Raw genomic sequence first — 15,336 nt, forward strand, 5'->3', positions numbered from 1 at the left:
GGCGCCTCTCCTTTTTATTAGTATCCGTACTCAAAAAGGAGATTGAGTACGCACTCATTCCAGCCCTCGGGGCCGGGTTTGATGGAGCGCATGGCGTGTTTGGCCGATGGCAACTGCACCTCGTCGCTGTGAATTCCACGAATGACAACCGGGATATCCGCCGACTCCAGCATTTGCTGATCATTGGGGCTGTCTCCGAGGGCAATGGCAATCACCGGTTCATCGCCATACTGCTCCCGGTATTTATCCAGCAAAAAGCGGGCCCCATCCGCCTTATCAAAGATTCCCATCGCGTGATAAAACCGCCCGCCCTGCACCAAGCGGAGGTTTTCGGCCATTAACGCCGTCTTGAACTCTGCCAGTTCGTCCTCTGAGCCCTCCCATAGAAGAGGCTCGGTACCGAGGCGGTCCTTGGCCATGTCGGCGGACTCCTCATCCAGGCCGGTCACCTCGGCCAACTCCTTCGCCGACATATCCTCGAAGCCCCGAAACCGGGCGCCCGCCTGCCTTTGTGTTGCTAGCACACCGAGAACCTCAGACCGGGATGCCCCAAAATTCACCACTTCCTCCCCGGGATTGCCAAATGTGTGACCCGGAATCACCACCGCTGCACCGTTTTCGACGATAAAGGGAGCACTGTTCCCCAGCTCCTGCCGCAAGCGTCTGACTTCCGGCGCGGTCTTGCTCGAGTTGAGAATGAGGGGTATGCCACCCACTTCGAGCTTTTTGAGCGCGGGAAGCGCCGCCTCCCAGCGATAGTTGTCGTGATTCAGCAACGTGCCATCCAGATCCGAAATAATAAGCAGCCTTGGCTTTGTCATGGGAATTCTCCGTTAGGTTAATCGGAACCGCGGCAAACCAAGGGAATGATCCTCAGCCACCTCAATCAACACGTCGGCCCGGTCCGGCATTTCCTTCAGACAGGAACGGGTAACGCGCTCGTAGTGCATGATGAAGCGACGAACCTCTTCGTCGCTCATTATGCACAGGCCTTGTGCAACACTTATCGCAGCGCTCTTTTTTGGTGCCCCCTGAATTCGGGCAGCAAGCTTGTGTTCCTGAAGGGTGCGCCACTCCTGAACGCTTTCCATTGATGGCGCTTTCAACATCACCAGACTGTCGATCTGCTCAAACAGCTGGCGATAGCTTCCTTTGAGGCAGTCATTTACATAGGTGCGCCACACCCCCTGGGCGTCCTCATCCGCTTCAAGGCGGTTAATGGGCCGCTCAAGGGCCTCCTCCGGCTCGGGACTGGCTCCAAGGCACCACCCCTCCAGCAGAATGACACTCGCAGGGCCCTGAAAAACCGGCCAGTCGTTGGGTGGAACCCGGTCGTCGATCGACTTGTCAAAAGCCGGGATCGGAGTCCGGTCGTTTACGCCGACAGACCGGAGCGTTTCAATGACCTCTCGCCCCAGCTCTACATCATGAGTGCCGGGCACACCGCGGGTGATAAAAAGGGGGTGAACGGTGTCTGCGAGTTCACGACGCTCTGCTCTGGTAAGGTAGATGTCATCAAGCGAAAAGTTGGCCGTAGGGCAGAGGCGATGGGTACTGAGTATTTCCTTCAAAAACAGGGTCAACGTGGACTTGCCGGTACCCTGGGCGCCGTGGATACCCACGACAACTGTATCCCCCGCCTGGCGACGAAGGTCGACAATGTGGTCGACCAACGGGAGGATGGTCTGTTCGACAGTCCTTGCGTAATCCTTCGGAAGCGCTTCCTGCTTAATCAGTGCATCAACGGTTTTTTTCAGCTCACGTTCAGACACGTTTTGGTTCCTGACATTTATGTATCAATCAAAGGGATCAGCAGAATTCGTACCAATGGGAGTATAGGCATTTTATGAGCAACAACGATTTTCGTGTTGAACATCGCTACCTGGAACTCCCGGACAGTTTCTACACTCGGGTTCGGCCAAGCCCGCTGCGAGCGCCCCGGATGGTCTGTTTCAACGAGGGGCTTGCCGACCAAATGGGATTCCACACCGACAACCCGGAGGAATGGACTCGGGTAGGTGCCGGCGCAGAACTCCTCGAGGGCATGGATCCCGTTGCCATGAAATACACCGGCCACCAATTCGGTATGTACAACCCGGAGCTGGGTGATGGCCGGGGCCTGCTGCTCTGGGAAACCGTGGGGCCGGATGGTCGGCGTTGGGACTGGCATCTCAAGGGCGCGGGCACGACACCTTACTCCCGCTTTGGCGATGGCCGGGCCGTGCTTCGTTCCACCGTGCGCGAGTATTTATGCAGCGAGGCCATGGAAGGCCTCGGGATCCCGACCACCCGCGCGTTGTTTATGATCAGCGCCAAGGACCCGGTGCGTCGCGAATCCATCGAAACTGCGGCCGCCCTGGTCAGGGTCGCCCAGAGCCACATCCGCTTCGGACACTTTGAGTTTGCCGCCCATCATGAGGGCCCGGAGACTGTGAAAACCCTGATGGAACATGTGATCGCACTGCATTTCCCCCAACTGATTGAACTGCCGGAAGAGGAGAGACACCGGCGCTGGTTCGAAGAGGTGGTGGAGCGCACTGCCCGGCTGATTGCCGACTGGCAGGCGGTGGGCTTCTGCCACGGGGTGATGAACAGCGACAACATGTCCATTATCGGCGACACCTTTGATTACGGCCCTTACGCCTTCCTCGACGATTTTGACGCGGGCCACATCTGTAACCACACCGATCAGGGAGGCCGCTACGCCTATAACCGTCAGCCCCAGGTTGGCTTCACCAACTGCCAGTACCTGGCTAACGCGCTGTTACCGGTGATGGATGAAGATGATGTACGGCGGGGCCTTCGCTGTTACGAGGTCGCCTATAATGCCCGTTTCCTGCAAAACATGCGGAACAAACTGGGCCTACTGGCTGAGCAGGAATCGGATCTGGGCCTGATCATGGACACCTTCAGCATGCTCCATGAGCACCGCGTGGACTACACGTTGTTCTTCCGGGCGCTGTCGAATCTTCGCGCCCACGGCAATGCCCCCATCCGCGACCTGTTCGTGGACCGCAGCGTTGCGGATGAGTGGCTGAAGCGTTACGAGGAGCGGCTGGACAATGAGACCCGCCCCGATGACGAGCGCGAAAGCGCCATGCGTTCGGTAAACCCCAAGTACGTTTTGCGCAACTACCTGGCACAGCAGGTTATTCAGGAGGCCCAGAACGGGGACTACGAACCGATGAAGGCATTGCTCAAGGTTCTTGAACGTCCCTTCGACGAACAGCCCGAAAACGAGCAATACGCCGCTCCGCCACCGGACTGGGGCAAGCACCTCAATATCAGCTGTTCCTCCTGACCACACAGCCACAAAAAAGGGCGAAGCCTAAGCTTCACCCTTTTTTGGCTTTCAAAGCCAGAAGATCACACGGCCTTGGCTGCAATGATCTTCTCATGCCATTCAGCGGGGCCGGTCTGGTGAACGGAGGAGCCTCGGGAATCCACCGCAACGGTGACCGGCATGTCCTCAACTTCGAACTCGTAAATGGCTTCCATCCCAAGTTCCGGGAAGGCAACCACCTCGGCTTTCTTGATGGCCTTGGACACGAGATAGGCGGACCCACCCACGGCCATGAGGTAAACCGCACCAAACTCGCGAATGGCGTCGATAGCCACCTGGCCACGCTCGGCCTTGCCGATCATGCCTGTCAGGCCGGTCTTCTCCAGCATGGTGTGGGTGAACTTGTCCATGCGCGTCGCGGTGGTAGGACCGGCGGGGCCGACCACTTCTTCGCGCACCGGATCAACCGGGCCCACGTAATAAATAAAGCGACCTTTCAGATCGACCGGCAGTTCCTCGCCCTTCTCGATCATGTCGACCATCTTCTTGTGGGCCGCATCTCGGCCGGTCAGCATCTTGCCGGAGAGCAGGATGGTCTCACCGGGCTGCCAGTCCTTCACATCCTCCGGAGTGACTGTATCCAGATTCACGCGACGCACGTTTTCACCCACTTCCCAGGTGATTTCCGGCCAGTCTTCGAGGCTCGGGGGCGTCTGCAAGGCCGGCCCAGTGCCATCCAGCGTGAAGTGCGCATGGCGGGTCGCGGCACAGTTCGGGATGATTGCCACCGGCTTGTTGGCCGCGTGGGTCGGGTAATCCTTGACCTTGACGTCCAGAACGGTGGTCAGGCCGCCGAGCCCCTGGGCGCCGATACCCAGGTCGTTGACCTTGTCGAACAGCTCAAGTCGCAGCTCCTCGGCCCGGTTCGATGCGCCGCGCTCTTTCAGATCATGGATGTCAATCGGATCCAGCAGGGATTCCTTGGCCATTTCCATTGCCTTCTCGGCGGTACCGCCGATGCCGATGCCCAGCATGCCCGGCGGACACCAGCCCGCCCCCATCTGCGGAACCATCTTAAGAACCCAGTCCACAACCGAATCGGACGGGTTCAGCATGGCGAATTTGGACTTGGCTTCGGAACCACCGCCTTTGGCCGCCACGTGTACTTCAACCGTGTCACCCGGAACCATTTTGTAATGGATGATGGCCGGGGTGTTGTCACCGGTGTTCTTACGCTTGCCGTCCGGATCGTCCAGGATGGAGGCGCGCAGCACGTTATCCGGATGGGTATAGGCGCGGCGCACGCCCTCGTTGATCACGTCATCCAGCGGCATTTGGCAATCCCACTGGACGTTCATGCCGATGTTGACGAATACCGTCACGATGCCAGTGTCCTGACACAGGGGCCGGTGCCCTTCGGCGCACATGCGCGAGTTGATCAGGATCTGGGCCATGGCGTCCTTGGCCGCCTGAGACTCTTCCTTCTGGTAAGCCTCATACACACCCTGAATGAAATCCTTCGGGTGGTAATAGGAAATGAACTGCAGCGCGTCCGCTACGCTTTCAATCAGGTCGTCCTGGCGGATTACGGTGGTCATAGGCGCCTCATCAGCTTGATATCGTTATTTCGTGTCATCGAAAAATGGGGAACAGAGTTTACCAGAAAATCCCGTAAGCGAGGGATTCGACAGACGGCCTAGCCGGTTTGAAAGACTGTAATAGCTGGCCGGAAAAAAGCTATCATGCTAATCAAATCACAACAATGATCCCTGGAGGCGCCGTGACAGACCTCGTACTCATCGAAAAATCCGACCGCATTCTCACCGTTCGCATCAACCGCCTCGATCGAAAGAATGCGCTCACCCACGCAATGTACACCGCTCTGGGGGACGCTCTGGCAGCGGCGGAAAAGGATTCGGACGTCCGCTGCGTCCTGTTCACGGGTAGCGAGGATTGCTTTACGGCCGGCAATGACCTGGGCGAATTCGCCACCGGCTTGCCTGGCGCGTTCGAGGAAACGCCGGTCGGTCGGTTTCTGCTCTTGCTGGCAACAGCGTCGAAACCCGTCGTGGCCGCGGTCAATGGCCCTGCGGTCGGCATCGGCACCACCATGCTGCTGCACTGTGACCTGGTTTTTGCCGGCACCAACACCCGGTTCCAGATGCCATTCGCGAACCTCGGACTTTGCCCGGAAGGTGGCTCCAGCCTCCTTCTGCCTTCCTGGATTGGCAGGCCCCGAGCCGCGGAACTGCTTATGCTGGGCGGCGCCTTTACCGCAGACGATGCAGCCCGCCTGGGCCTGATCAACCGGGTCTGCGAGCCCGCTGAAACCGAGGCACGGGCCCTCGACGCCTGCAAACAGCTGGCAAACCAGGCGCCAGCAGCCATCCGTGCCACCAAAGAGCTACTGAATCGCCCCACCCTGAACCAGCTGAAGGAAACCATGCTCGCAGAGGGTGAACTCTTTGCTGAGCGACTGAAGTCACCCGAAGCCTCCGAGGCCTTCCGGGCCTTTGTGGAGAAACGACAGCCGGATTTTTCTTCCTTTGAATAGACCCTCACGCCCGCCGGAATTCTGTCTGGCGGGCACAGCGCTCAATCCTTAAAAATCCTCACAAAGCAGACACTGCCCCGGCTCGACAAACCGTTCAGTGCCAACTATTTTGCACAATGACCAATCTCCAACCGTGCGGGGAGGTTTCAAAGAGTCAGAATCACACTTTCGGCTGATCAACACTTGCCACACTGTCGCTATAGTCAAAGCTACAGAAATTGGCTCAAAGCGCTGGCTACAATTTCAGACAACAGTTTCAAGCAGAACAGGCCACTGACAACGGGCTTACCGGATCAGACCGGCCCCGTCAGCTGCCGAACATAACGACACAACAACAGGAAAAGGTTCCACCCATGTTCAAGAAAACTCTAATAAGTGTTGCCGTGGCGTCTTCCCTTGGACTTTCAGGCTGCTTTGATAGCGGCGATTCTGGGGCGAATGCTAATCCGGATTACAGGATCAATAACCCGGCTATCGATGGAAAAACCTGGCCCATTTTTAACCCGGTTACCAGTGCGCTTCCTCTTCCTAACGATCTTATATTCAAGTCGGATGATCCGAGCACGGCCATTATCGAAGCTGATGGAACCTTCAGCGTTGCCGACAGCGCCCCACCTGTAACCTCCGCTCTAAACGAGCTGAGTGGTGCATCAACTGTCGCTCCAGCCGTTGTTCGTCTGAATGGCCAGATTGATCCCAATTCGGTCGATTCTCGACCATTCATTATCGTGCAAACGGAAGCTGGCCCACGGCCTGTGCCAAACCCCAACCAAAACGTATTCCTGATTGAGCTAGCATACGCAAGCGGCGACCCGGTACAAGGGCTGGGCATGGGTGAGCCACCCACCATTCCTTTGGCCATAACTGCGCAGGTTGCAGCAGGCGCTCTGCCACAGGATCTATCTCTTCGAGGCCAGGCCGAAGCCGGTGCCTACCTGGCGGATCTTGCCCAGAATCCAACTTATACCCATGAAGTGGTCACACTGGATGGGACTTCGGCGATTCGAATTCACCCAACTGTTCCGCTGAACCCCAAGAAGCGCTACCTCGTCGTAGTGACCAAAGAAGTATTGGATGTAAACGGTGATCCAATCATCGCGTCACCGAGCTACAGCAACCTGACCGATCCAGAGCAACCACTTGGTAGTTCAACGCTTGCGCCGGTCCGCACGATCATTAACGACTTTTGGGAAGCTGTCGCGAGCAGCTACTTCGGCCTGAATAACACCACTCGTCCTGAGGCATTGTCTGCCGAAGACATCGCCCTTTCCTACAGCTTTACGACTTCCAATGACGAGGAGGTACTGAAATACATCGCCGATCCGACAACTTACTTCCGGGATACCGTAGCTGGTGCCGCGCGAGTTGCTGGCGTTAAAGCTGCCCTGGAAGCCGGCGAGACTGATTTCATCACACTGAGTACTGCTGCTGCTACTGCAGAGGCAACGGCTAACCCAGACGCCACGGCAGACGCGCTGAATGCCGGTCTTGGTGCACTTTTGCCTAATCCGGGCGACCGCAGTGGAAGCGCCACATTCGGAGCCCCTCAAGACGTAACGCTGGTATCGGCAGTAGCAAGTCAGTTCGTGGACTTTGGTCAAGTAAATATCGTCCAGGGCACAATCGATTTGCCATATTACTTGGGTATTCCTACCGGCCAAACTGAAGCCGAAGGTGCTGTAATCAACAGCAGCGATTTCACTGCGGATCTGACTGCTGCGTCAGTTATTGGCGATCAACTGGGCGTTCAGCTAGCGCAGTCTGACAAGTCGGTTAGCGATGTTGTGAACTACCGCTTCCCATTCCCCGAAGCAACCAATGCTGGCCAAACCGTACCTGTGATGGTTCTGTATCCAACAACGTGGGATGGTGTGTCGCAGCTCGAAACAGTCATCTACATGCACGGCATCACTACCGATCGCAGCGCCGCCCTCACCTTCGGTAGCGCGCTAGCTGCAAATGCCAACGTTGCTGTTGTTGCTATTGATCAGCCGTTGCACGGTGTGACTCCATTTAGCGCTGAAGAGCAGCAGAGCCTGGCTCTGACCCTGCTTGTTGCAGGCGGCGTTGTTCCCCAACCGGAACTGGACGCAAACGACGCGCCGATCGTCACTGCTGAGACGCAGGCAACCATTGATGCCGTAATTGCTGGCACGTTCAAGGTAGGCGTACTGCTCCAAATCCAGGCCCAGGTTGACGCCTCAACCGGTGGCACGAACAGTCTCGGCATCACAGATCCAACGGACCCTACACAAATCCAGAATGCCATCAGTACCGTTCTGGCTGGAGATGTAGGTGTGGAAGCACAGCAAACACTGGCAGGAGCTATCGGACTGGAGAATGCTGTCGCCAATGCTGGGAGTACCGTTCCAGGTCTGGCGCAAACGGAGAATGAGCGTCACTTCAACTTCACAGCTGGCGCGGCAAGTCAGCCTGTCCCGATGACGGCCACTTCCGGCCAGTCTGGCAGCCTGTTTATCAACCTGACCAACTTTACCAATACCCGCGACAAGCTGCGGCAAGCGGTGCTGGATCTCTTGAATCTGCGGGAGTCACTCGCAGGCCTGGATATTAACGGCGACTCCGCTGGGGATCTTGGAGGGCCCGTTTACTTTACCGGCCACTCCATGGCGACCATTGTTGGCGCGCCTTTCGCGGCAGTCGCCAATTCATCGGCTGACACTGCCGACGACCTTGTGGCCTCACACTTCCTGACCCCGGGAGCTGGCATCGTCCGCCTGCTGGAGAACTCTCCAGCGTTCGCACCTTCGATCCTCGGTGGCCTTCAAGCCGCCGCAGGACTTGAGCAAGGCGATGCCAATCTCGAAACGTTCTTCAACGTTTTCCAGGCAGCCGTGGACTCAGCGGATCCAATCAACTTTGCGGATGATCTGAATAACTCAGGCTCAAAGGTTCTGCTCTCCCAGGTTAACGGTGACCAGGTTATCCCGAACGATGCACTAGCGAATCCCCTTGGCAATGCATTTGAAGCTTACCTCTCGGGTACTGAACCATTCGCGGAGTTGCTTGGCGCAACTGCAGTCACGAATGCAAACGAGGTGGATCTGGGCATCACTACAGGCCCACTTACAGGGGCGACCGGAGTACCACTTGCCGATGCAGCGATCACTCGCTATACAGAGGGCACCCACGGAACACCTGTTCTTCCCCAAGGGGGCCCGCTTGATGAGCGAGTGTTTGCCGAGATGGTTCGCCAAACGGCTACCGTCACGGCAACTGGAGGCGGTGCTGTGATCCTCAATTTCATGGACGCGGATCCAGACATCACCGAAATCGTTCAGCAGGACTAACCGCTAACGTAAAAAAAGGGACGGCCTAGGCCGTCCCTTTTTTTGTCTTGAGAACAGTACCAAAGCCTCCCAACCTGCTCACAAAAAAGCCAGCACCCCGAGGGAACTGGCTTAATCAGAAAGCGCTAAATCTATTAGTGGAAAGAGCCAGATCGATTGCTCATCGCTCCTGGGCTTGCGACGAAGGCTAGAGACCTTGCCGCAGCCAGTCAGTTCGTTAGCGAAACCGTACCCTGCGGCAATAGATTCGCCTCAATATCAGCTTCCTTGAATAGAATTGGACGGTAATTCTTTTCAGAGTAACGCAGGCTTTGGTCATTAAAGAATGGAGACGCCGAGTCAGTTGATTGCGAGTAGCTAATCAGACCGAAGGCCTCCGGACCATTGTCCGTGAACTCCAATCCAAAATGCCAACTGGTTCCGCGCGCCATTTTCCAACCCTCGCCCGGAGCGTCAGACAAGCCAGCTGTATTTTCAATGGTACTTGGTGCAACGCGCGGGAAGCGCGTGTCCTGTGCAAAATTATCCGTTACTACACCAATTGCATTGAAAGCGCCATCTACTGAACCATCACCACCATGCCACGGGAAGGAATTGCCGAGATCACTTGGCGTGCCACCGCTCAAACTACCGCCTGGAAGCCCGGGTAATGCCCCACCCGATGGCTGGTAGTACTGAACAGAACCTAGAGCGACATCGTAGGCGATATTTACCGAATCGAGAGTCTCTAGTCCCACGGCAAGAGCCTGGAGCATCACATCGTCAGGACCACCTTCACCGGTACTCGAAGGTGTTGAAGGGGTATTAACAGGCTCAGTAGGATCAAAGGCTACAGTAAGATCCGAAGCGAAGCTGTCGCGGTAATTCGCGATGAATACCCGGAACACGTGGGCGCCAACGCTATCAACATTGTAGAGCCCGTCCCAAGATTGCAAAACACCGCACGCCTCGTCAACGGTTCGCGAACCTCCGCTGGGGAGATTGACCGCTGTCGCGCCAATCGCTGTGCAACGAGTCCTCAGTTCGGCAAGGAACTCATCCGTGTACCAAGCCCGATTGTTATAGATAACGTTAACCAGATCTTCAGCCCCAAATTTGCCATCCTGGCCTGCTGGCAACGGCGCAGTCGGTGACACTGGACCTGCCGACAGCGGATTCTGCAGCATCGTGATGCCAAGGCGCGTCCTGGGACCCAGTTCAGACTCTTCAGGCCCGAATAACGGCGAATAACCGGTCAGAAATTGAGCAGGATTGGTAGACCAATAACTGTCATTTGAGTTTTGAACCCAATCCGCCCGCAACAACTTTGGTTTATCGTCATAGGGAACCAAACCGTCACATTCGCCCTCAACCCAATCATCCCTTGAGGTATCGCCGTCGAGCAATGTCAGGCCGGCATTAAAGAGCTGATTATAGGCCTCGCTGGCCTGACGCTTAAACTGAACAACTGCAAGCGCCGCGTCAGACAGATTCGGCACCGAACTACTATCGATGTAGAAGGCATTGCCTTCGTCGTCTGCGTAGGTGGAATTGGTCCAAAATGTGGTACCGCAATCACGGAATACCTGCTGGAATTCCTCCAGATTCTTGGCCCGACTCATCTGCAGCCAGGTATCCAGAAGTTTGGTGGTACCGGCGTTTGCGTCCCTGTATGTATACGCCGTGCCATCCGCGCCCCATGTCGGCAGACCTCCCTGTGTTACGGCGTTCGCCGACAGCATTGGACCATACTCGGAGTAATAGAATTTACGCTCAAGGACGGTTGGCGTGGGGGAACCATTAAACACTTCTACTTGGAAGGTCTCAGACGTAATAGGGCGTTCCTCGCCATCCTTGATGTAGGTGAGATTATCCCCCGACTTTAGCGTCAACTCATAGAGCGTGAATCGCCGACTGGTGGTTACAGTGTGGGACCATCCAAGATTTTCATTGAAATTAATCAGCGGTATCGCGGTTCCAAGTAGCCCCGCCCCCATCGTGTTGAGATAACCTGGGACAGTCATTTGAACCTGATAAAGTCGTCGATGGCCGGTGTATGGAAAGTGCGGGTTAGCCAATAAGGCTCCCTTCCCGCTTTCGGAAAGCTCCTTACCAATACCCCATGCGTTACTAGCCAAGCCCATATCCTGGAAATTATCCGCCTGTTCTGCGCTGACCCGCGCGTTAGCAGCAATCCGCCGCGCCAGTTGTCCACTATCATCGGAGGATGTCTGTGCGACCACTTGAGGAGCGACCGCCCCTTCAGGAGGAACAGCAAGAAAAACAGCGCCTGTCGCAAAAAGAGCGCCGCTGGCATATTGACCAACAACCCGATAGTGAGCAAATAGGTCTACCGGTGTAATTGGCTTCACCCAAGGCTGGTCTCTGCATTCAGTCGGTAAGTCAGCAGGATCAGTTTCGGCCACGAACTTATTGTAGCCCTCGGCAAACCCTTCGATCAGAGCTTTGGATTCATCGCTGAGAGACGAGAATTCAGCCTCAGCACCACTCAGAATTTTCTGGGCCTTGTAACTAAAGTCGTTGATAATATTTATATCATCTGGCCCCGGCCCAAAGTACTTCGCCCGTTCGCTGCGGGCTTTTACTATTGCCTCTGCCAGTACACACACATTGTCCTGCGCTTGAGCGTAACCATGGCCAAAAGCCGCCGATTTGAGATTGTCGGCCGTAATATGAGGTACACCACCCGTGGTACGGCGGATGGTCGCTTCTAATTGACCATCCGCCGGGAAAAGATTGGTATCAACAGTGTTCCCAGAGCCTCCAGAGGAGCTATCGCCATCAAAACAACCCGTTAAGAACCCACTGCCTATCAATACGAGTGCCAGGCTTCGCCCGCCCCAACCTCCGCGTTTAGTCCAGTTTTTCATAGTGTCATCCTTATACTTGTTCACTACGGATTCACCGTTTCCGGCAACACTAATAAAACTAGCAGAGCCCCCGAGTTCGACCAGAAAATAACGGAACAGGAATTCACTTGATGATTTGAAAGGAGGCGGCGCCTTCATCCTTTGTCGCCGCCCGGTTCAGGTGGGCCTAGGAGGATGCTTTCTCAAACTTGATGGGGAATCCGAGTTGCCGTTGTTGCGTACCATCCCCCCGGTCAACCTCAATCACCATACCCCGTGCTTTCAACTGCGGATGCTCAGCCGCCTCCGAAATAGTCAGCACCGGTTCCACACACGCATCCTGGTCCGCGAAGATTTCCTGCCATTCCGCGAGCGTCTTTTCCGAAACCTTTTCCTTTAGCGCCGCTTTTAACGTCTGCTGATGTTCCGGGTTCTGGCTCAGGGCAAGGCTCTTCATCTCGCTCAGGACAAGGGTCTCACAGAGGCGCGCGGAGAACTGGGGTTCGAGGCTGCCGATGGACAGCCAACGGTTGTCCCGGGTTCGGTAATAATCGTAGAACGAACCACCATTAAGAAGGGCGGTTTCAGGCGCCTGTTCCTGCCCACCGGCGAGGCAGGCGGCACCGGACATGGCATTCAACGCGAAGGCGGCATCGGTCATGCTGATGTCGACAAACTGCCCTTCCCCGGTCTGCTGGCGCTCGATGACGGCAGCGAGAATGCCCATGACGGCGTGGTGCGAGCCACCGGCCACATCGGCCACCTGGATACCCATGGGAGGGGGGCCGCTATCGGCGCGGCCACAGTGGCTGCTGACCCCGGCCAGCGACAGGTAGTTGATGTCGTGGCCGGCACGGTTCCGGTAGGGGCCCGTCTGGCCGTATCCGGTGATGGCGCAGTAGATGAGTTGGGGATTGATCGCCTTGAGCGTGTCATACCCGATACCCAGGCGGTCCATAACACCCGGCCGAAACTGCTCGACCACGATGTCGTAGTCCCGAACCAACTCCTTCACTTTCTCAACGGCCTCGGTCTGTTTGAGATTCAGCTGGAGGGTTTCCTTACCCCGTGTCAGATAGGAAAACGCGGTGCTGATTTTCCCGTCAAACGGCGGCATCACCTTGGTCAGGTCCACCCTGTCCGGTGCCTCAATTCGCAGCACCTCCGCGCCCATGTCTGCCAGCATCATGGTCGCATAGGGGCCAGGCAACAGGGTGCTGAAGTCCAGGACTTTCAGTGAGGTCAAGGGGCCTGCCATGCTGTTCTCCTTACGTGGTCGGTTTCTTTTTGTCAGGGTAATCAGAGTTTCTCATGCTGCACGGTTTTGCCAACCGGGCCAACCGCCGGTTCCGTCATTCCAATTGGCCAATTCTTCCAGCTTACTGATATACCCTTGGTTGCATTGTTCTACTGGGGTTTTATGATGGGTCTCGTTTACATGGAATGGCGAGTAAAATGTCCAACCTGACGGTTTCAAAGCACTTCGTTCAGGCCGCACTGGCTGGGGCCGAGCGTCTTGGCTTCGATACTAACGAGATGCTGCGGGAAGCCGACATCTCCCCGGACCTGCTGCGCATCGAGATGGCCCGGGTCAGCAGCGATCAATTCAGCCAGCTAATGCAGGTGTTGTGGCACCGGCTTGATGACGAATTCATGGGGCTGGGCCCTCGACGCGCGCGCAGCGGCACCTTCGCGACCATGTGCGCCCTGGTTATCGACTGCCCCAATCTCGAGGCGGTCTACCGGCAGGCCTTCCAGTTCTCAAGGTTGTTCGAGCCCATGGTAACCATGGAACTGGTCACGGAAGGCCCGTCTGCCCAACTGGAAACCCGGATTGAAGGCGACATTCACGATCCCTCCTACTTTCTGCGGGAAAGCCTGCTGGTAATCTGGCACCGGCTCGGAAGCTGGCTCATTGGCCAGCCGGTTGAACTCGAGAAGGCAGAATTTGACTATCCCCGGCCGCCACATGGCGACGAGTACCGGCATATTTTTCACTGCCCGCTGGAATTTGAATCCGATCGTACCGCGCTGACTTTCGACAAACGCTTTCTCACGGCCCCGGTGATCCGGGACCGGTCGGAAATGCGGCAATTTCTGAAAACCTCGCCGGCAGACCTGCTGTCGAGACCCGATGAAAGCAACACGTTTACCGGCCGGATTCGGACGCTGATCGGGCGGGATTTCTCGAAACCGCTGCCAGACTTCGAATGGATCGCCGCAGAATTGCACACCAGCCCTCAGACCCTCCGGCGACGGCTGAAACAGGAGAACACATCGTTTCAGGAGATCAAGGATCTGCTACGCCGGGACATGGCCATCTACTATCTTGGGCGGCAGGAATTGCCAATCAACGACATTGCCGGCAAGGTCGGCTTCACCGAGCCCTCAACCTTCCACCGGGCCTTTAAGAAGTGGACCGGTGTTACTCCGGGGGCTTACCGGGAGGGCGAACGGGGAAATCTGCAGGAATGAGGTCCTTCAGGACCCCGTCGGGTCCTGAAGGTTGCGAATAAGACGCCCCATGGTTTGCGCGATTTCCTGAGTCCGCTGGCGGTTCATGGCCAGTTGCAGCAACCGCGAACCGTCCCTGGGATCATAGACCCAGCACGTGGTGGCGGCCGCCTCGCAGGCCCACTCCACCTGGGGATTAATGCCGTAGACCGACAGGTTCTGGTTTTTCCTCACGACGCGACCGTCGGCATCACGGCGAATTTCCTGAACGTTGATGGAGCTCTCGTCCGCGCTGATCCGATATTCGATGTCAGCCGGCTTATCCACCTGCACTATCGTCTGGTCTTCGCGCCATCCCGCCACTTCCAGCAAACTGTTGAGATGCAAGGTGAGTGCTTCCCTGTCGGTATCCACCAGGTAAAGCTTCCTCAATGACGAGACCTGCTGATCACCGGCGGGCTCAATCACCGCGATTTTACCGCCGTTGCCATTAGAGGACTGTGGCGCCTGCGCCTTTTCACTCCGAGCCTTCTCCACTTCGGTAATCAGCTTGAGTGCTTCCTGGTAATGACTCCCTTCCGTGCCCGCGGACGTTACATAGGCTTCCAGCGCGGATTGAGCCTCATTGAGATGTTTGGCCTGATACATGACCCGGCCGCGGTAGTAAAAATAATCCGCCGGTTTGCTGCCTTCAAGCTGTTGCAGTCGATTCAGGTATTCGCCGGCTTCTCCCCAACTCTCCGCAGCCACAGCTTCCTCTGTTGCCAGCATCAGACGACGCATCTCATGCTCCGGAGCCAATGCCATTGCTTGCCCCGCCAGCAATGTCGACGCCAGAACCAGCCCACGGGCCAGTTGACGACCTTTTTCATACGTTACTGCCAT

The 15,336-nt window shown here is 56.6% G+C and carries 10 protein-coding genes; 4 read left to right on the plus strand and 6 right to left on the minus strand.

Features of this window, described 5'->3' with window-relative positions; translation table 11 throughout:
- Positions 1–17: 17 nt before the first annotated feature.
- Both K0B93_RS15870 and K0B93_RS15875 read right to left on the minus strand, forming a co-directional pair.
- Complete coding sequence (locus tag K0B93_RS15870) at positions 18–821, minus strand: HAD-IIB family hydrolase (RefSeq protein WP_219868247.1); 804 nt, start codon at positions 819–821, stop codon at positions 18–20.
- Between the two features lie 12 nt (positions 822–833).
- Complete coding sequence (locus K0B93_RS15875) at positions 834–1,772, minus strand: hypothetical protein (protein ID WP_219868248.1); 939 nt, start codon at positions 1,770–1,772, stop codon at positions 834–836.
- Between the two features lie 74 nt (positions 1,773–1,846).
- On the opposite strand from K0B93_RS15875, the gene K0B93_RS15880 reads away from it, so the two are divergent.
- Positions 1,847–3,301, plus strand: coding sequence for a protein adenylyltransferase SelO (locus tag K0B93_RS15880; protein ID WP_219868249.1), 1,455 nt, complete (start codon positions 1,847–1,849; stop codon positions 3,299–3,301).
- A 65-nt stretch (positions 3,302–3,366) separates the two neighbouring features.
- Here the strand turns inward: K0B93_RS15880 and K0B93_RS15885 are convergent, their stop codons facing one another.
- A complete protein-coding gene (locus K0B93_RS15885) occupies positions 3,367–4,881 on the minus strand; it encodes a fumarate hydratase (protein WP_219868250.1) in 1,515 nt (504 codons plus the stop codon).
- Positions 4,882–5,063: 182 nt separating this feature from the next.
- Here K0B93_RS15885 and K0B93_RS15890 point away from each other — a divergent pair, with 182 nt between their 5' ends.
- Together K0B93_RS15890 and K0B93_RS15895 are read left to right on the plus strand one after the other, a co-directional pair.
- Positions 5,064–5,837, plus strand: coding sequence for an enoyl-CoA hydratase (locus K0B93_RS15890; protein WP_219868251.1), 774 nt, complete (start codon positions 5,064–5,066; stop codon positions 5,835–5,837).
- 353 nt (positions 5,838–6,190) lie between these two features.
- The gene (locus tag K0B93_RS15895; RefSeq protein ID WP_219868252.1) at positions 6,191–9,148 is read left to right on the plus strand and encodes a hypothetical protein; all 2,958 of its coding nucleotides are present in this window, start codon (positions 6,191–6,193) and stop codon (positions 9,146–9,148) included.
- Between the two features lie 209 nt (positions 9,149–9,357).
- Here K0B93_RS15895 and K0B93_RS15900 read toward each other — a convergent pair whose 3' ends face one another.
- Both K0B93_RS15900 and K0B93_RS15905 read right to left on the minus strand, forming a co-directional pair.
- Positions 9,358–12,156 (minus strand): penicillin acylase family protein, encoded by a 2,799-nt coding sequence (locus K0B93_RS15900; RefSeq protein WP_228743565.1) that lies wholly within the window; start codon positions 12,154–12,156, stop codon positions 9,358–9,360.
- 28 nt (positions 12,157–12,184) lie between these two features.
- Positions 12,185–13,255, minus strand: coding sequence for a CaiB/BaiF CoA transferase family protein (locus tag K0B93_RS15905; RefSeq protein ID WP_219868253.1), 1,071 nt, complete (start codon positions 13,253–13,255; stop codon positions 12,185–12,187).
- A 197-nt stretch (positions 13,256–13,452) separates the two neighbouring features.
- On the opposite strand from K0B93_RS15905, the gene K0B93_RS15910 reads away from it, so the two are divergent.
- Positions 13,453–14,472 carry an AraC family transcriptional regulator gene (locus K0B93_RS15910; protein WP_219868254.1) on the plus strand — a complete coding sequence of 340 codons (1,020 nt, stop codon included), beginning with the start codon at positions 13,453–13,455 and terminating at the stop codon, positions 14,470–14,472.
- 6 nt (positions 14,473–14,478) lie between these two features.
- Here K0B93_RS15910 and K0B93_RS15915 read toward each other — a convergent pair whose 3' ends face one another.
- The gene (locus K0B93_RS15915; RefSeq protein ID WP_219868255.1) at positions 14,479–15,336 is read right to left on the minus strand and encodes a hypothetical protein; all 858 of its coding nucleotides are present in this window, start codon (positions 15,334–15,336) and stop codon (positions 14,479–14,481) included.

Source organism: Marinobacter sp. F4218 (genome assembly GCF_019443085.1).
In the GTDB taxonomy this organism is placed as follows: Bacteria; Pseudomonadota; Gammaproteobacteria; order Pseudomonadales; family Oleiphilaceae; genus Marinobacter; species Marinobacter albus.